We start from the raw sequence: 17,752 nt of genomic DNA on the forward strand, positions 1-17,752 counted from the left end.
TGATGTGTCGGCTTCGCCACGCCCCCTGCGCGGGCTGGTGTCGCCTTGATGTGTCGGCTTCGCGACGGCCCCTGCGCGGGCTGGGGTTTCCTTGGTGTGCGGGCTGGGGTTTCTCCGCCCCTATGCCCCGTGTGGGGGCTGGCGTCGCCTTGATGTGCGGGCTTCGCCACGGGCCCCTGCGTCGTAGTTCGTCGGCTGCTCCGTAGCGAGGCGGGACGTTTCTGGATGCGTCTGGGCTCGTGGATGTCGATTCGGTGGTCGTCCGTTCGTGTAGACGGTGACGGGCCACCAATGCGGCCCGCAGGAGGGAAGGACAGAGGACCCATGATCGAGTACCTGCCCCCACCCCGGACGCTGCTGACAGGCCTGGCCATGGTCGAGTCCGCCCGGTGGCACGACGGCCGGCTGTGGTTCGCCCACTGGGGGGCGGGCGAGGTCGTCGCCGTCGACATGGACGGCACAGCCGAGGTGATGGCCGAGGGGCCGCCCCAGATGGGCTGGGCGATCGACTGGCTGCCCGACGGGCGCCTCGTGACGACCGGCCCGGCCGTCACCCGCCAGGAGCCGGACGGAGCCCTGGTGACGCACTGCGAGCGGGGTGGCAACGAGATCGTGATCGATCCGCGCGGCCACATGTACGTCAACGGTTTCGACTTCGACTTCATCGGTGGTGGCACGCCGAAGCCGGGCTGGATCAACCTCGTCGCGTCCGACGGGACCTACCGTCAAGTGGCCGGCGACATCGAGTTCCCCAACGGCATGGTGGTGACGCCGGACGGCTCCACTCTGGTCGTTGCCGAGTCGTTCGCCGGCCGGCTCAGTGCGTTCGACATCCAGGATGACGGCGCACTCACCGACCGCAGAGTGTGGGCCGAGGGGCAGGGCCCGGACGGCATCTGCGTGGACGCCGAATCGGCGATCTGGACGCAGACCGCCGACACGGCCGCACACACAGGTGATCCGAACGCTCCGGCAGGCGCGTGTGTCCGGGTGCTCGACGGCGGCGAGATCACCCACCGTGTCGAGACCGAACTGCCATGCTTCGCCGCCACTCTCGGCGGTCCCGATGGCCGCCACCTGTTCCTGCTCTGCAACGAGTTCGAGGGAGTCGACCGAATGCAGGCGGTGCAGGCCCGCCGATCCGCCACGATCTTCGTGACCGAAGCCCCGGTCCCTAGAGCGAGTCACCGGCCAACGTGAGCAGAACCCGGCGCGAGCGCACCGTGGGGTCCCCGGGGTCGGCCCACCAAAGCACGTTTTTCACGTGCCGTCGGTGAGGGCGTAGGTGAGGGCTTGGTCGATGGGGAGTCCGACGCCTTCGTCGAAGAGCTTGGCGTACGTGTCCTCGCCCAGCGCCGCCCGGGTGCGTTGCTCACAGAGCCGGTGGTCGGCGGCCAGGTGTCGCTGGGTCAGGGGCGCCGCGGTGAAGCGCCAGATCGCGTGGGCGCAACCGAGCAGCCGGGCCGAGCCTTCGAAGGCGCGGTGAGCGGCGGCGTCCCAGGCGAGGACCTCCAGGCAGTGGGCGATGCCCCAGCCGTCGATGTGGGGGGAGACCCGGAGCCTTTCCCGGGCCAGCGAGGTCGCCCGCTCGCGGTCACCGATCAACCAGTTGGCGACACCGCACAACCCCAGGGACCGGGCGTACGTCATCGGGGCGCCGGCCCGATCCGCTATCTCCAGGCACTGCTCGCCGAAGACCCGGGAGCGGTCGGCCTCGCCGAGGAGCGCGGTGCCGTACGTCAGGAAACGCAGGGTCATCCACACGCCCACGTGGTCATCGAGCGTCTGCAGGCGGGTGAGGGCGTCCTCCAGGAAGGCCACGGCGCGGTGCAGATCGCCGCAGAAGAACGCGTGCATGCCGCGGAGCATCGTGGCATGGGCCCAGGCCGACTCGTCGCCCAGGCGTTCGGCCAGGGCGAGGCACTGGTCGATCAGCGACTGTGCCGTCTCCCATTCGGCCACCAGGAGAGCCAGCCATCCGTTCACCCAGAGGGCCTTGGCCCGTGTCGGGCTCGGCTCGGGGGTGAGGGACAGGGCCCGGTCGAGCCAGTACCGTCCCTCCTGATGGCGGACCGCCGTGGTCCAGTAAGGCCACAGGGAGCAGGCGATCCGCAGCCCGTCGCCTGCCTGACCGGGCTCGCTGACGCAGAACTCCAATGCGGATCGTACGTTGGAGTAGTCGACCCCCAACCGGTCGAATCCCTCCACTTCCTCGGCGCTGAGGAACCGGCGTTCCGACTGCCGGGCGACCTCCGCGAAGTGATCCCGGTGGTGCGTCCGTACCGTCCTGGCCTGACCGGAACGAGTCAGGCGCTGGGTGCCGTACTCACGGATAGGCTCCAGCATCCGGTACCGGGCGACCTGCCCGGCCGGTGAGGAGACCAGCACGGACTTGTCGACCAGGCCGGCCAGGAGCGTGAGCACGTCCACGTCTTCGATCCCGTCACCGGAACAGACCTGCTCGGCGGCGCCGATGTCGAAGCCGCCGCTGAACACCGATGCCCGCATCCACAACTGTTGCTCCGCCTTCGAACAGAGGTGGAAGCTCCAGTCGATCGCCGCCTGCATGGTCTGGAGCCGTGGCGTCGCCATCTGCGCCCCCGCGCCCAGGGCCTGCAACGAGTGTTCGCCGAGCCGAGCCAGGATCGCCTCGACGGGCATGGCCCGCACGCGTACGGCGGCCAGTTCGATCGCCAGGGGGATGCCGTCCAGCCGCCGGCAGATCTCGGCGACGTCCGCACGGCTCGCCGCGGTGACGGCGAAGCCCGGGAGCGCGGCGGCCGCACGCTCGGCGAACAGCCGCACCGCGTCGCTGCGCCCTGGCGCGCCCTGCTCGTCCGGCGGGACCGGCAACGGCGGCAACTCCACGAGCCACTCCCCGGCCGCGTGCAGCGCCTGCCGACTGGTCGCCAGGATCCGCAATCCGGGGGCGGCCTGCAGCAACTCGGTCACCAGGACCGCACAGGAGTCCACCAGGTGCTCGCAGTTGTCCAGCACCAGCAGAAGATCCTTCTCCGCAAGGAACCGCGCCAGGACCTCCCGAACGGCGCAACCCGACTCACCGGGCACGCCGACCGCGTCCCCGACCGTCTGGGCCAAGAATCGCGCGTCCTTCAGCGCGGCCAGCTCCACGAGCCGTACACCGTCGGCGAACGAGCTCGCCGACTGCCGCGCCACCCGCTGCGCCAGCCGGGTCTTGCCGACCCCTGGTCCACCGGTCACGGTCACCAGCCGATGCCGCCGGATGAGCCGCTTCACCGAGCTGATCTCGCGCCCGCGGCCCACGAAACTGGTCAGGTCAACGGGAAGGTTCCCTGCCGGGTACGCCGAATGGGAACCTGCCATGGCAGCCCCCTCCCCCCAGCAGTCAATCTAATCCCCATCTCCGGGAGTACGACAGGTCGCCCATCGTCACCCCTCTTTGACCAGCCGGTACACCGGCTGCTCCACGGTGTCCTGGACCTGTTGGAACCGGCTCTGGGGGTCCACGCGGGCGAGGTGGCGATCAGTGCGCGGATCCGGAGGTCATCCGCATGGGAAGCGCGGTGCCGCCGATGTTCACCCTGCGAGACCCCGATGGGAACACCCTCGTCGTCATCGGCTCGGCCTGAACCGCCACCCGGTCGGTCATCGGCAAAGAGGCCGGAGACGTCGTGACGATCCGCCTCGAGGAGCGGATCAAGAGCTGAGACCGGACCCGCGCCTCCGTACGGGGCGCTTCGCGCGAAGGCGGGTCCGGCCGTAACGTGACCGCTGCCGATACCGAAGGCGTACGGCTCACAGGAGGTGCTCAGGGTGGCGGACGACGAGGTCGCACAGACCTTCAAGGAGATCGATTACGACGGCGACGGCTACATCACCGCGATGGAGTTCAAGCTCGCCATGACCAGGCGCCACGAGGCGGTCAGTGGTGACGAGATCAACTCGATCTTCGCCCACGCCGACGGCGACGGGGACGGACGCATCAACCTCGCGGAGTTCACCAAGGCATGGAATGCCTGATACCGCGTACTGACCGTTGGCGATCGCAGCACCTCTCTGGAGCCGGCGATCGCCAACGGTCAGTGGGGTCATCGGCGCTGGGGTTTAACGCCCGGTAAGACCGCCCGTCCTTCGCCGTCAAGATCGTTACCATGCCGCGTATCAAGGACGATCTTGAAGGAGGTCGGATGAACGTACGCGTCAAGGCCGCTCTGGTCGCGGCGACCGCAGCCACCGTCGTCGGCGGGCTCGCCCTTCCCGCGAACGCGGGCACGTACCAGGCGGAGGCGGTTCACGGGAGCTTCTCGTGCGGCGGGGGTTCAAAGCAGACGCTCAACTACTCCTACGCGCGCGGTAACGTCACGGTGACCGTGTACTACAACAACCACTGCTCGCACGCGATGCACATCGCCGGTGACAAGCAGACCAGTCGCGGGACGATCGAGCAGTTCGGCTGCTTCACGGCGCCGGCGTACAAGAAGAGCAATCACGTCTTCCGGGTGAACGGCCCCGACTTCTCCGACGTCAACCTGGTCAAGTCCTGCTGAGCGGCATGACCTGACGGTGATCCTGCGCACCGGACGGCGCAGGATCGACCCGCCCCGCTCGAGCGTCGGGGCGCCGACGGCCTGATTCCCGCATTGCGGGGTCGGCCGGTCATCGTCATGGACCGCGACGCCGCGTCGTTCCGCCAGGCGTCCCCGCCCTCGACCTCCCGGCTCGGCCGTACGTTCCTTTTCCGGATTTTCGCCGACACGCCCGGGGCCGAACTCTTGGCGCGACACTGACCCCGCCGCCATCCCACGACGCTCGCCGGGGGCCTTGGGCCTGGGATCCTTGGGCTTTCGTCGCAACAACCCGCAACCCCCCGACGAGGTCCTTAGTGGCTTTATTCGGGATATTTCGGGCATTAAGGGATTCTTTAGCGGTGCTGTTCGTTGCCGAAACGGCGACCGCGCCACACCGCGATCGTGCGGCCGTTCGTGTTCCTCCGGCCGTACGGCAAACCGAGCGGGTGCCCAGCGGGTCTCCCTTGGTAAAGGATCTAGGCTGTCAAGCTGGGACACAGGAGTGCATATGGGACAACGTGCGGTCGATGCCGTCTCCGACGGCGGGGAGGACACCGCCACCGGTGACACCGAGGACGACGCCACGGCCGAGGACGCCGAGGGCGACGCCACGGGCCGGGACGAGGAGGACGGCTCCACCGCAGGTGGCTCCGGTGGCGGAGCCGCTACCGGAGGAGGCGAGGCCGACGCCACGGCAGGGGCCGCCCCCGTAAAGACGAGGGCGACGGCGAAACGCGAGCCGGTCGCCGCCGACGGCCGACGCGGAGCGCTCGCCGGCGGCGGCATCTCCGTCGTGATGGCCGCGGCGGCGCCGAAGCGCCCCGCGAACGCCGGTAACGGCGCGCGGGTCGCGACCCCGGCCGATGAGAGCCTCGACACGGTCGCCGACGACGGCGCGGGCGCCTCCGATGCGACCGAGGAGAAGGCCGCCCCGGCCCCCGGCGGCGGTGAGCCGGCCGGGAGCGCGACCGACAGCGGCGACGCGGCCGGTGAAGGCGCGGTCGATGACGACGCGGTCGCGAACCGCGGTGGTGCTCCTGTGGCCGACGACGCGGTCGTGACGGGCGGTGGTGCTCCTGCGGCGGATGACGACGTGGTCGTGAACGGCAGTGGCGCTCCTGCGGCCGACGACGCGGTTGCGGACGGTGGTGACGTTCCTGCGCCGGATGACAACGTGGTCACGGGCGGCGGCGCTTCTGTGGCCGATGACGACGCCGTGACGGACGGCGGGGACGCCCTGGCGGCCGATGGCGGTCCGGACGCCGCCGTCCTCGACGGTGGTGACGCTCTCGCGGGCGATGAAGACGCGTCCTCGGCCGAGGACGGTCCGGATGCCGCCGTGGCAGGGCCGGGTTCGGAGGCCGCCGCCGACGGTGGTGGCGCTCCTGCGGCCGGTGAGGACGCGGCTTCGGCGGAGGACGGTCCGGATGCCGCCGTGGCGGAGCCGGGTTCGGAGGCCGTCGCTGATGACGGCGCCGAGGCGGCGTTCCAGGACGCCGGCCCGGCGGACGGGGACGCGGCCGTCGGCGGGAGGTCCCGCCGGGGGCTCGGGTCCGCGCTGGGGCTGACGGTCGCCTCGGCCGTGGTCTGGGGCGTGGCGCACGTCTGGGCCGGGCGCCGTGTCGCCGGATTCCTCCTCATGGGGCTGTTCGCGATCATCGTCGGCGGGGGAGTCGCCGCCGGCCTGCTCTACCAGCGGGATCTCAAGCAGATCGCGGTCCAGCGGGACTGGCTGGCCGGCATCACCGGCGGCATCCTGGCGCTCGCGCTCGTCTGGGCCGTCATCGTCGTCCGCTCGTACCAGGTCGTACGGCCGCGAGGCATGGCCCGTACGGCGCGGGTCCTCGCCGGCGCGCTGGTCGTCGTGCTCGCCGTCGGCGTGTGCACGCCGCTCGTCTGGGCCGCGCGCAGCACGTACACCCTGCGGGACACGATCGGCACGATCTTCCACGGCGACGAGGCGCGGCCGCAGCCGCCCGTCAACATGGACGACCCGTGGAAGGACAAGCCGCGGGTCAACATCCTGCTCCTCGGCGGCGACGGGGCCGGCGACCGCGTCGGCGTCCGGACGGACAGCATGACGGTCGCGAGCGTCGACACCAAGACCGGGAACACGGTGCTGTTCAGCCTGCCCCGGAACCTCCAGCACTTCCCGATGATCCCGCGGCTGCGCTCCCGCTGGCCCGACGGGTTCACCGGGGTCGGCGCGCCGGGTGACGAAGGGCTGCTGAACGAGCTGTTCCAGGACGCCGAGGACGACCCCTCGCTCGTACCCGGCTTCGACAAGGGACGCCGGGGACCGGAGCTGGTCCGGGAGGAGATCTCCTACCTCATCGGCCAGCCGATCGACTACTACATCCTCGTGAACCTGTTCGGCTTCGCCGACATCGTCGACGCGATCGGCGGGGTCAAGGTGCACATCGCGCAGGACATCCCGTTCGGCGGCCCGGAGGACGGCAGCGCGCCGACCGGGGTCCTCAAGGCCGGCGACCGCGAGCTGAGCGGCAAGGAGGCGCTCTGGTACGGGCGCTCGCGCACCGCCAGCAGCGACTTCGTCCGCATGGGCCGGCAGAAGTGCCTGATGAAGGCGATCGCCGAGCAGGCCGATCCGCAGCGGGTGCTGACGCGGTTCCAGCAGCTCGCCGCCGCCGCGAAGAAGACGATCTCGGCGAACATCCCGGCCGAGCTGCTGCCCGCCCTCATCAAGCTGTCGAGCACGGTGAAGCACGGCGCGCAGATCAGGAGCCTGATGTTCGTGCCGCCGGAGTTCCATGTCGTCCGGCCGGACGTCGGTGTCATGCGGCGCGCGGTCACGAACGCGATCGCGGCCAGCGAGGAGGGGTCGGCCACGGCCTCGCCGAATCCCGAGGCGTCCGCCTCGGCCCAGCCTTCCGGCGTCTCCGCGGCGCCCGGTGCGTCCAGTGGTCCGTCGTCGGCGCCGACCGCGGAGGCGTCTCCGGCAGGCTCGGGTAGTGCGGCGTCGCCCGCGGGGTCTCCGGGCGACTCGGCGACTCCGAGCGCTGGTGACCAGCCGTCCGCGGGCGCGTCGCCCAGTGCCCATGCCAAGGACAAAGCGGTCTCGCTGACGGCCGCCTGCGGAGGTTAGAGGCCACGCATATAGCGGCCATTCAACCGGTCTTCGTGAACTTTTACCGATTGCCCCGATAAGCAGGGCCGTGTGCCTTACCTTGCTATCGGGGCAGGTGGGGGTCATGCGTCGGGTAGGATCCACCAGTCAACGCCAATGGTCACTTACCGCGTATATTCAATCACTTTGCAAACCGATCGGTGGGGCCGCACGTCCCGGATGGAGACGTGGCCGCAGTGAGCTGCGCTCGCGAGCAGAGGATCAGGAGACTTCATGGCACGACGTCAGGGTTGGGGGCGTGAGCCGGATCCGGTCGCCGGTCTGTGGCGAGCATTGGGGCTGACGCTCGCCTCTGCGGTCGTGTGGGGTGTGGCCCACGTCTCGGCGGGCCGCCGGGCCGCGGGCTTCACCTTGATGGGTGTGCTGGCGCTCCTGGTGGGCGGGGGTGCGACGGCGGCGCTGGCGTTCCAGGAGAAGCTCAAGCAGATCGCCGTGCAGGGCGTCTGGCTGAACGTCATCACCGTGGGGATCCTGGCGCTGGCGCTGGCATGGGCGTCCGTCATCATCCGGTCGTACCAGGTGGTGCGCCCGCCGGGGCTGCCGACGGCGATGCGCATCGCGTCGACGACGCTGGTCGTGGTGATGTCGGTGTTGATCTGCACGCCTTTCGTGTACGCGGCGAACACCACCTATGTGCTGCGGGACACCCTTTCGAAGATCTTCCCTGGTGACGACAACTCGGGTCAGAAGGTCGACGCGGCCAACCCGTGGAAGAACATGCCGCGGGTCAACGTCCTGCTGCTGGGCGGTGACGGCGGCAAGGACCGCAAGGGCATCCGCACCGACAGCATGACGGTCGCCAGCATCGACACCAAGACCGGGAACACGGTCCTGCTGAGCCTGCCCCGCAGCCTGCAGAAGTTCCAGCTGCCGCCCCGGCTGCGGTCCAAGTGGCCGTACGGCTACACCGGGGACGCGCCGAACCCGCAGCACCCGGGCAGCGAGGGTCTGCTCAACGAGCTGTACATCCAAGGCGAGCAGAACTCCCAGCTCGAGCCCGGATACAAGAAGGGGCAGCGCGGTCCGCACCTGACCGAAGAGGTGATCAGTTACCTCACCGGGCTGAAGATTCACTACTACGTGCTGGTCAACCTGGGCGGATTCAAGGACATCGTGGACGCCATCGGTGGTGTAACGGTCCACATCGAAAAGCCGCTTCCGATCGGCGGTGAGATCGTCAATGGCCGCCAGACCAAGCCGCCGACGGGCTACCTCCCCAAGGGCACCCACCACCTGAACGGCGAGAAGGCCCTGTGGTACGGCCGGTCCCGTGACGCCGACGACGACTTCCACCGGATGGACCGGCAGAAGTGCCTGCTGAAGGACATCGGCCAGCAGGCTGACGCCCAGAAGGTCGTCACGCACTTCCAGCAGCTGGCCAAGGCCGCGACCAACACGATCTCCACCAACATCCCGTCCGCGCTGCTGCCGGCGCTTGTGAAGCTGTCCGGAAAGGTCAAGAACGGCGCCGACATCCACAGCCTCCCGTACAACCCGGACAAGATTCCCGGCTTCCACGTCTACGAGCCGAACGTCCAGATCATGCGGGCCGCGGCGGCCAAGGCGATCGCCGAAAGCGACAACCCGCAGAAGACGACGGCCACTCCGGCGGTCAGCCCGACAGTTAAGAAGAAGAACAAAAAGAAGTCGGCGAGCGTCTCACCCAGTGGGTCGGCGACCGCCTCTCCGGGCTCGGGTGGCGCGGTCTCGCTGAAGAACGTCTGCGGCTGAGCCGCTCCTCACCGCGGACGTCCGGCCGACCGGCATCGCATGCCGGTCCGCCGGGCGGAACACGCGGAGCGGGCGCCGCGATCAGCGGCGTCCGCGACCTGAGGATCAGGAGTGTGCATGGCAGGTGGTCAGGCGGCGGGGCGTAGGCCCATACCGATCGCCGGTCTGTGGCGGGCACTGGGGCTGACGCTCGCGTCCGCGGTCGTGTGGGGTGTCGCTCACGTGGCGGCGGGTCGCAGGGCCGTCGGGTTCACTCTGATGGGCCTGCTCGCGATACTCGTGGCCGGTTCGGCGACGCTGGTGCTGGCGTTCCAGGACACGATGAAACAACTCGTGGTCCAGGATCTGTGGCTGAACGTCATCACCGCGGCGATCATCGCGCTGGCGCTGGTGTGGGCTTTGATCGTGATCCGGTCGTACCAGGTGGTGCGGCCGCCGGGGTTGCCGACGGCGATGCGCATCGCGTCGACGACGTTGGTCGTGGTGCTGTCGGTGTTGATCTGCACCCCGTTCGTGTACGCCGCCAACGCGACGTACGTGCTGCGGGACACCCTGTCGAAGATCTTTCCGGGTGACGACCATTCCGGTCAGGCGGTGGACGCTGACAATCCGTGGAAGAACATGCCGCGGGTCAACGTGGCGCTGCTGGGCGGCGACGGCGGCAACGACCGCAAAGGCATCCGCACCGACAGCATGACGGTCGCCAGCATCGACACCAAGACCGGCAACACCGTCATGTTGAGCCTTCCGCGAGGGCTGTACAAGTTCGACATGCCGCCCCGGTTGCGGTCGCGGTTCCCGAACGGCTTCACGGGTGAGCCCGGGGACCAGGGTCTGCTCAACGAGCTCTACCTCTATGGTGAGCACCACGCCGAGCTGGAGCCGGGTTACAAGAAGGGCCAGCGTGGCCCCCACCTCCTCGAAGACGTGATCGGGTACCTCCTTGGCTTGAAGATCAACTACTACGTGCTGGTCAACCTGGACGGGTTCAAGGACATCGTCAACGCCATGGGCGGCGTCGACGTGCACGTCGAGAAACCGCCGGCGAACAGTGGAATGCCCGGTCTGCCGATCGGCGGCGATCCGGACAAGCACCTCCCGCCGACCGGCTATCTCTATCCCGGCAAGCAGCACCTCAACGGTGAGAAGGCGCTGTGGTACGGCCGTAACCGCCACGCCGACGACGACTTCCACCGGATGGACCGGCAGAAGTGCCTGCTCAAGGACATCGCGGAACAGGCCAACCCGCAGAAGGTCGTCACTCACTTCGAGAAGCTGGCCAAGGCCGCGACCAACACGATCTCCACGAACATCCCGTCGGCGCTGCTGCCAGCCCTGGTGAAGCTGTCCGGCACCGTCAAGCACGGCGCCGACATCACCAGCCTGACGTACAGCCCCTACAAGATCCCCGGCTTCCACACCGACCGGCGGGCGGACGCGACCATCATCCAGGTGATGCGCCGGGTGGCGGCCAAGGCCATCGCCGACAGCGCCAACCCGCAAAAGCCCGGCCCGAGCCCGACCACGACCGTCAAGAAACACAAGAAGAAGAAGGTGAACACCGGCGCGACGGCGAGCCCCAGCGCGTCCAGCGGATCCAGTGGATCGGTCTCGCTGAAGAACGCCTGCGGCTGAGCCGCTCCTCGCAGCGGAGCCCCGGCCGCCCCGCGGCGGCTCGGGGCCCGGGGGCCACTACGGTGGTCCGGGGGCATCACGACGGTCCGGGGCATGGCGGTCTGGGAGGCACAATGTGCTGATGACCCGTATCCCTCCGCTGCGCTCGCGCGTGCTCGTGGCGATCGTCGGCGTGGCCGCCCTCGCGGTCGTGCTCTTCGCGATCCCGCTGGCCATCGCGCTGCAGCGGTTGTACCGGGACGAGGCGATCGTGTCGCTCGAACGCGACGCGACCCGGATATCCGCGGCGGTGCCCGACACCATCGCGAAGCATCCGAAGCCGGTGCCGCTGCCCACTGGCATGTCGTCGCGGCACCTGAGCGTGGGCATCTACGACCTCAACGGCAACCGGATCGCGCTCCACGGGCCGCGGAACTCGCCGGTCGCGGGCGCCGCGGGAGACGGGCGCGTGCACGAGGCCGTGGAGAACGGCCTGCTGGCCGTCTCCGCCCCCGTCCCCTCCGACGAGACCATCGTGGCGGTGGTCCGGGTCGCGACACCGTACAAGCACGTCACCGGGCGCGCCGAGAAGGCGTGGCTGCTGATGGTCGCGCTCGCGACCCTCGTCGTCGGGCTGGCCGCCGTCGTGGCACGGAGGCAGGCGGGCCGGCTCGCCGCGCCGCTCGAACGGCTGACGTGGGACGCGCAGGCGCTCGGCAGCGGTGACTTCAGCATCCGCGCGCGGTCCGTCGGCGTCCGCGAGGCGGACGCCGCGAGCCTCGCCCTGGAGGCGACCGCCCGGCGCCTCGGCGAGCTGCTCGAGCGCGAGCGCGCGTTCAGCGCGCACGTGTCCCACCAGCTGCGCACCCCGCTGACGGGGCTCCTCCTGGGCCTGGAGTCCGGCCTGAACGGGGGCGACCCGCGCGCGGTCATCCGCACCGCCCTGGAGCGCGGCGAGCACCTGCAGGAGATCATCGACGACCTCGTCCGCCTGTCGCGAGGCAGTTCGACCGACCGGGGAGTGCTCGACGTCCAGGCGCTGCTCGAAGAGGTCCGCGTCCGGACGGCGGTCACGGTGCGGATCGAGGACGGCCTCCCCGAAGTTCGGGCGTCGCTGTCGGCCGTGCGTCAGATCTTGAACGTCCTCGTCGAGAACGCCGTCAACCACGGCAAGCCGCCCATCACCGTGGCCGCCGTCGACGTCGGCCAGGGCCTCGCGATCGAGGTCAGCGACGAGGGCCCGGGGGTCCCCGACGGCTACGACGTCTTCCGCGGTCCGTCGGACGGGCACGGCATCGGGCTCGCCCTGGCGCGTTCGCTCGCCGAGGCCGAGGGCGGGCGCCTGGTCCTGCGGCGCCCGTCACCTCCGACCTTTAGCCTGCTCTTGCCCACGAGCGACTATCGTGGCGCCGGTTGATCCTCATGCCTCGCCACTCACACTCCCGCCACCGCGTCGCGCTCGTACCGGTACCCGCGCCCGCGCAGCGTCGTGATCTGCCCGAACGGGCCCAGCTTGCGGCGCAGCGTCGACACGTGCACGTCCAAGGTCTTGGTCGGGCCGAACCAGTTCTCGTCCCAGACCTCGTCCATGAGCTGCTCGCGGCTCACGACCTCACCGGCCCGGGTCACGAGCGCGGCCAGCAGGTCGAACTCCTTCGGGCGCAGCGGCACCTCGGTGTCGTCGATCTGCACCCGGCGCGCCGGCAGGTCCAGGCGCAGCCGGCCCACCGTGATCACCCGGTCGCCCGGTTCGGCGGCCCGGCGGCGCAGGTGGGCGCGGATCCGCGCCACGAGCTCGGTCAGGCGGAACGGCTTCGTCAGGTAGTCGTCGGCCCCGGCGTCCAAGGCGACGACCACCTCGAACTCCTCGGTCCGCGCCGTCAGCACGACGATGACGGCGAGAGGAAGCTCCGCCCGGAGCCGTCGGCACAGCTCCACGCCCTCGATGTCCGGCAGGCCGAGATCGAGCAAGATAAGATCCGGCGGATGCGCGCGCACGTCCGCCAACGCCACCGCGCCCGACGTGGCAAGACCCGCCTCATACCCACTGGCGGACAAGGCCTTCAACAATTCAGATCCGATGATGGCGTCGTCCTCCACCACCAGGATTCGTTCCCGCGTCACACCACTGATCCTAAGGAACCCTCCAAGATGATCGAGGGTTGACGCAAAGAACTGTTCGTTTCACCCGAAAGCAGCCAAGGGGTTCTGCAGCATGACAGACGTCAGCGTGATCGTGATCGTCTACAACGACGCCGATCGCCTGCCTACCGCTGTGCGGTCCGTGCTCGACCAATCGCATCGCGACGTCGAGTGTGTGATCGTCAACGACGCCAGCACCGATGCGACCGCGCAGGTCGCCGATTCGCTGGTGGCGGAGAACCCGCACCGGATCCGGGTCGTGCATCGGAAGGACAACTCCGGAGGCTGCGGGCAGCCGCGCAACGACGGCATCGAGGTGGCGCGCGGCACGTACCTGATGTTCCTCGACAGCGACGACACCCTCGACCCGCACGCCTGCCGCAACATGGTCGCCACGGCGGAGCAGACCGGCGCGGAGCTGGTGTCGGGATGCTGCTGGCGGGTGTTCCCCGACAAGGGCGAGGAGCGCGCCTGGTACCGCGGTGTGTACCGCGACCGGGCTGTCTACGCCTCGGTGCGGGAGCGGCCGGAGCTGCTGTACGACACGCTGTCCACGAACAAGCTGTACCGGCGGGACTTCCTCGACCGCGAGGGGCTGCGCTTCGTCGAGCGGCTGCACTACGAGGACCTGCTGTTCAGCACGCAGGCGTACCTCGCCGCGCGGATGATCGCGATCATCCCGCACCGGGTCTACAACTGGATGACCTACGAGAACGCCGTCACGCTCTCGATCACCAACCAGCGCGCGGAGGTCCGCAACTTCGCCGACCGGCTGGAGATCTTCCGGCGCATCGACGCGGTGTACGCGCGGTACGGCGCCGACGACCTGAAGCTCCGCAAGGACATCAAGTTCCTCAACCACGACCTGCTGCTGTACATCCGCGGCCTGCGCAGTCGCAGCGCGGAGTACCGCGAGGCGTTCGTCGACCTGGCCCGCGACTACATGAGCACCCTCGACCCCCGTGCGTTCGAGGAGGCCCACGAGCTGCAGGCCATCATCGGCTTCATGATCATAAACGGGGACATCGAGGGCGCCGTCTCGGCGGCCGACTACGTGCCCCGCAAGGGCGCCAAGCCCCGGCTGACCGCCCCGCTCGTCGAGCACGACGGCCGCATCTACTGGTCGGCGGACCACCTCGACACCGAGGACGGCCGTCAGGTCCTCGACGTCACCGACCTCGGCATCCACTCCCTGCCGCTCAAGAGCCTCAACCCCGGCGGCTCCCTCACCGGCATCGAGCGCACCGGCGCGACGTACCGGCTGACCGGCGACATCGTGAACCCGCTCGGCCGGATCGCCGCCGACGCGAAGCTCAAGGCGCGCCTGGAGATCCGCGACCGCAGCCGCAAGGGCCGGTTCTTCTCCGTGCCCGCGACGGTCACCCACACCGGCGGCCGCATCCACTGGGACGCCGACGTCTGGCCCCAGCGCGACATCCGGCCGCTCGGCTTCGTCGACCAGAGCTGGGGCCTGCGGCTGCGGCTGACGGTCGGCGACGAGGAGCTCATCATCCGGCTCTTCGCCGACCACGCCATGGACGACATCGCCCTTCCCGTACGGCCGCGCCTGACGCGGCTGGCCGGCGACCACCTGGAGGCGTACGTCCCGGAGTCCGGTGAGCTGTCGTTCCGGCTCGTCGCCCACGGACGCATCGCCCGCGCGTTCCTCACCGCCCTGCGCGGGTTCACCTCCAGCGGGCGCGGGCGGCGCTGGTGGGTCGGCCTGCTGCGGAGCGAGAAGTCGCTGCGCGACGTCTTCACCCGCCGCAGCACCAAGATGTCGGTCTACAACAGGTTCCTCATCCGCCTGCCGATCCGCCGGGACACCATCGTCTTCGAGAGCCACCTCGGCAAGCAGTACTCCGACAGCCCGAAGTACATCTACGAGGAGCTGCGCAAGTCCGGCGCGAAGTACACCGCGATCTGGTCGTACGCCGGTAGCCCGAGCGGCTACCCGAAGGACGCCAAGCTCGTGCGCCGGGGCTCCTGGTCGTACTACCTCGCCCTGGCCCGGGCCCGCTACTGGGTCGATAACCAAGGCTTCCCGCGCGAGGCCGTCAAACGCCCGCAGACCACCTACATCCAGACCTGGCACGGCTCGGCGTACAAGCTCATGGGCGTCGACGCGCCGGAGACCAAGCGCGGCACCCGCGCGCAGCGGGCCCGCCTGCAGGAGATGGTCGACCGCTTCGACCACTTCCTGATCCGCACCGAGCAGGACGCCCAGACCCTCGTCAAGGGCCTCGGGGTCCGCGCCGAGCTCATCCGCAGCGGCTACCCCCGCAACGACGCCCTCATCAATGGCGAGGACCCCACCGCGCTGCGCAAGAAGCTCAAGCTCACCGACGGGCGCAAGGTCGTGCTGTACGCCCCGACCTTCCGCACCGACGAGAAGGGCCGGCCCGAGAAGCGCCTGGAGATGCCGTTCGACCTCGAGCGCTTCGCCCACGAGCTCGGCGAGACCCACATCCTCCTCGTCCGGCCGCACTACCTCAACACCGTCGTCGTGCCGCCCAGCCTGAGCGGTACCGTCCGCAACGTCATGGACGTCGACGACGTCAGCTCGCTGCTGCTGCTCACGGACACACTGATCACGGACTACTCGTCGATCATGTTCGACTACGCGCTGCTCGACCGGCCGATGGTGTTCTTCGCGCCGGACCTCGACGACTACACCCACTCCCGCGGCTCGTACTTCGACCTCAAGGAGCACGCGCCCGGCCCCGTGGTCGCCGAGCCCGACGAGCTCTTCGCGGCGCTGCGCGACCTCGACCGCGACACGTACGCCAAGCAGCGCCACGCCTTCGTCGAGAAGTTCGGCGAATACGACCAGGGAACGGCCGCCAAGCAGGTCGTCGCACGCTTCTTCACGGGAAACGGCAATGGCTGAATCGCGCGACATCTTCATCGTCTGCAACAACCACGAGGAGCTCGGCGGCCTCCAGCGCTGGGCCCACCACGTCGGCCGGCTGTTCACCGAACGCGGCCACCGGGTGCACATCATCGGCGTCACGCACGCCGAGGAGGTCCACGACTACGGTCGCGACCTGCCGTACGAGCTGCACACCCTGCACGAGACCCCGCCACCGCCCCGCAAGGGCGGCCGCATCCGCGAGCTGCGGCGCGTCGCCGCCCAGCGCCAGGGCGCCGCGAAGCTCACCGCCCTGTTCCGCGCCGCCCGGCCCGGCGGGATCGTCATCGCCGCACAGGTCTGGGCCATGGAGTGGGTCGCCCTCGCCGACACCGCCGGGATGCCGGTCATCGGCATGAGCCACGAGTCGTACGCCGCGACGAAGGGCTCCTCCCGCTTCCCCCGGGTGCAGCGCTACTTCGCCGACGTCGACCGGCTCTGCGTGCTCACCACCGAGGACGCCGACTCCTGGGCCCGCGCCGGGATGTCCAACGCCGACGTGATGCCCAACCCGCTGCACGTCACGCCCACGGCCTTCCCGGACCTCACCGTGCCCGTCATCGTGGGCCTCGGCCGGCTGTCCTTCGAGAAGGGCCAGGACATGCTCCTGGAGTCCTGGGCCAAGATCACCGAACGCGCGCGGACCAGTCCCTCGCCGAACCGCCCGCCGACGTGGCGGCTGCGGCTGTACGGCTCCGGACCGGAGGAGGAGGCGCTGCGCGCCAAGGCCGGCGAACTCGGCGTCACCATCGAGATGCCCGGCACGACCTCCGACATCCAGGGCGCCCTGACCAACGCCTCGATCTACGCGCTGCCGTCGCGGAGCGAGGGCTTCCCGATGGGCATCCTGGAGGCCATGGCGTACGGCCTGCCCGTCGTCGCCTTCGACAGCGCACCCGGCGTCCGCGAGCTCATCACGCACGAGGTCGACGGCATCCTCGTCACACCGGGCAACGTCGCGGAGTTCGCCGAGGCGCTCGAACGCCTCATGGACGACCCGGACCTGCGCGCCAAGATGGGCGAGGCGGGCCGGCAGTCGGTGCAGCGGTTCTCGGCCGACGTGGTCGTCGACCGCTGGGAGCGCCTGTTCTCCCTCGTCTACCGCTGACGGAGCGGACGCAGCCGACGCAGCGGCCGGGGCAGGGAGCGTTCCCGTGTACCGGCCGCTAAGGTCCGCTCGGCGCTTTTCGGCCGCTCCCAGGTGCAGGGGCGGGCAGGGGACGCCCGCTCCTCCACGGCCTGGATCGCCAGGCTGATCAGGGTGATCAGCAGCGAGCCCGCGGTGTCGGTGTCGAGGCGCACGGTCACCCAGTCGTCGCCCGGCCGGAGAACGATCTGACCGGACTCGGCGAGCACCTGGTCGAGCCGGTCGATGAACGGCCGGGTGAGCCGCAGATCGGCCTCGTCACCGGTGTGCAGATGAAGAACCTGGGTGCCGTGGAACGCGAATCCTCGGCCGACGCCGCACGATGGACGACCGGTGTCCAACCCGGGCCACGCCGTCAGTTGTGCGGCCACTCGTTCGGCTGTACTCCGGCTTTTCGGAGGGCCTGTCACGGTCCCAGGATCCCGTGCCACCCCTGTTCCCATAAGGGCTCGCGCCTCAATCGTTATCAAGCGGTTTACCGTTCTCTTCACCTTCCCGCCGCCGTCGTG

General features: G+C 69.5%; 12 protein-coding genes. 9 read left to right on the forward strand and 3 right to left on the reverse strand.

What is annotated here, in order from left to right; translation table 11 throughout:
* Nucleotides 1-324 precede the first annotated feature (324 nt).
* A complete protein-coding gene (locus ACQP2O_RS06665; protein WP_433180880.1) occupies nucleotides 325-1,200 on the forward strand; it encodes an SMP-30/gluconolactonase/LRE family protein in 876 nt (291 codons plus the stop codon).
* 60 nt (nucleotides 1,201-1,260) lie between these two features.
* Here ACQP2O_RS06665 and ACQP2O_RS06670 read toward each other — a convergent pair whose 3' ends face one another.
* Complete coding sequence (locus tag ACQP2O_RS06670) at nucleotides 1,261-3,345, reverse strand: ATP-binding protein (protein ID WP_433180881.1); 2,085 nt, start codon at nucleotides 3,343-3,345, stop codon at nucleotides 1,261-1,263.
* A gap of 450 nt (nucleotides 3,346-3,795) precedes the next feature.
* On the opposite strand from ACQP2O_RS06670, the gene ACQP2O_RS06675 reads away from it, so the two are divergent.
* From ACQP2O_RS06675 to ACQP2O_RS06700, 6 genes are all read left to right on the forward strand, one after another.
* Nucleotides 3,796-4,002: an EF-hand domain-containing protein gene (locus ACQP2O_RS06675; protein ID WP_433180882.1), complete on the forward strand. Its 207-nt coding sequence runs from the start codon at nucleotides 3,796-3,798 to the stop codon at nucleotides 4,000-4,002.
* Between the two features lie 167 nt (nucleotides 4,003-4,169).
* Nucleotides 4,170-4,529: a hypothetical protein gene (locus ACQP2O_RS06680; RefSeq protein WP_433180884.1), complete on the forward strand. Its 360-nt coding sequence runs from the start codon at nucleotides 4,170-4,172 to the stop codon at nucleotides 4,527-4,529.
* A gap of 529 nt (nucleotides 4,530-5,058) precedes the next feature.
* Nucleotides 5,059-7,656, forward strand: coding sequence for an LCP family protein (locus ACQP2O_RS06685; protein WP_433180886.1), 2,598 nt, complete (start codon nucleotides 5,059-5,061; stop codon nucleotides 7,654-7,656).
* Nucleotides 7,657-7,911: 255 nt separating this feature from the next.
* Nucleotides 7,912-9,429 (forward strand): LCP family protein, encoded by a 1,518-nt coding sequence (locus ACQP2O_RS06690; protein WP_433180888.1) that lies wholly within the window; start codon nucleotides 7,912-7,914, stop codon nucleotides 9,427-9,429.
* 117 nt (nucleotides 9,430-9,546) lie between these two features.
* Nucleotides 9,547-11,064, forward strand: coding sequence for an LCP family protein (locus ACQP2O_RS06695; RefSeq protein WP_433180889.1), 1,518 nt, complete (start codon nucleotides 9,547-9,549; stop codon nucleotides 11,062-11,064).
* Nucleotides 11,065-11,185: 121 nt separating this feature from the next.
* Nucleotides 11,186-12,460: a sensor histidine kinase gene (locus tag ACQP2O_RS06700; protein ID WP_433180891.1), complete on the forward strand. Its 1,275-nt coding sequence runs from the start codon at nucleotides 11,186-11,188 to the stop codon at nucleotides 12,458-12,460.
* A 17-nt stretch (nucleotides 12,461-12,477) separates the two neighbouring features.
* Here the strand turns inward: ACQP2O_RS06700 and ACQP2O_RS06705 are convergent, their stop codons facing one another.
* Nucleotides 12,478-13,167, reverse strand: coding sequence for a response regulator transcription factor (locus ACQP2O_RS06705; RefSeq protein ID WP_433180893.1), 690 nt, complete (start codon nucleotides 13,165-13,167; stop codon nucleotides 12,478-12,480).
* 91 nt (nucleotides 13,168-13,258) lie between these two features.
* On the opposite strand from ACQP2O_RS06705, the gene ACQP2O_RS06710 reads away from it, so the two are divergent.
* Together ACQP2O_RS06710 and ACQP2O_RS06715 are read left to right on the forward strand one after the other, a co-directional pair.
* Nucleotides 13,259-16,075, forward strand: a complete 2,817-nt coding sequence (locus ACQP2O_RS06710; protein WP_433180895.1) for a bifunctional glycosyltransferase/CDP-glycerol:glycerophosphate glycerophosphotransferase — start codon at nucleotides 13,259-13,261, stop codon at nucleotides 16,073-16,075.
* Nucleotides 16,068-17,204, forward strand: a complete 1,137-nt coding sequence (locus ACQP2O_RS06715; protein ID WP_433180897.1) for a glycosyltransferase — start codon at nucleotides 16,068-16,070, stop codon at nucleotides 17,202-17,204. Before ACQP2O_RS06710 ends, ACQP2O_RS06715 begins: the two co-directional genes overlap by 8 nt.
* Here ACQP2O_RS06715 and ACQP2O_RS06720 read toward each other — a convergent pair.
* Nucleotides 17,195-17,614, reverse strand: coding sequence for a luciferase family protein (locus ACQP2O_RS06720; protein WP_433180899.1), 420 nt, complete (start codon nucleotides 17,612-17,614; stop codon nucleotides 17,195-17,197). The two genes, ACQP2O_RS06715 and ACQP2O_RS06720, sit on opposite strands and share 10 nt — an antisense overlap.
* Nucleotides 17,615-17,752: the final 138 nt, after the last annotated feature.

It is taken from the genome of Actinoallomurus sp. CA-150999 (assembly GCF_050942425.1).
Lineage (GTDB): Bacteria > Actinomycetota > Actinomycetes > Streptosporangiales > Streptosporangiaceae > Actinoallomurus.

What these genes read in the sequence shown, in the direction of transcription:
- ACQP2O_RS06715 (WP_433180897.1), top strand. Translation starts at nt 16,068, where the DNA reads ATGGCTGAATCGCGCGACATCTTCATCGTCTGCAACAACCACGAGGAG.
- ACQP2O_RS06700 (WP_433180891.1), top strand. Translation starts at nt 11,186, where the DNA reads ATGACCCGTATCCCTCCGCTGCGCTCGCGCGTGCTCGTGGCGATCGTC.
- ACQP2O_RS06665 (WP_433180880.1), top strand. Translation starts at nt 325, where the DNA reads ATGATCGAGTACCTGCCCCCACCCCGGACGCTGCTGACAGGCCTGGCC.
- ACQP2O_RS06685 (WP_433180886.1), top strand. Translation starts at nt 5,059, where the DNA reads ATGGGACAACGTGCGGTCGATGCCGTCTCCGACGGCGGGGAGGACACC.
- ACQP2O_RS06680 (WP_433180884.1), top strand. Translation starts at nt 4,170, where the DNA reads ATGAACGTACGCGTCAAGGCCGCTCTGGTCGCGGCGACCGCAGCCACC.
- ACQP2O_RS06710 (WP_433180895.1), top strand. Translation starts at nt 13,259, where the DNA reads ATGACAGACGTCAGCGTGATCGTGATCGTCTACAACGACGCCGATCGC.
- ACQP2O_RS06690 (WP_433180888.1), top strand. Translation starts at nt 7,912, where the DNA reads ATGGCACGACGTCAGGGTTGGGGGCGTGAGCCGGATCCGGTCGCCGGT.
- ACQP2O_RS06670 (WP_433180881.1), bottom strand. Translation starts at nt 3,345, where the DNA reads ATGGCAGGTTCCCATTCGGCGTACCCGGCAGGGAACCTTCCCGTTGAC.
- ACQP2O_RS06695 (WP_433180889.1), top strand. Translation starts at nt 9,547, where the DNA reads ATGGCAGGTGGTCAGGCGGCGGGGCGTAGGCCCATACCGATCGCCGGT.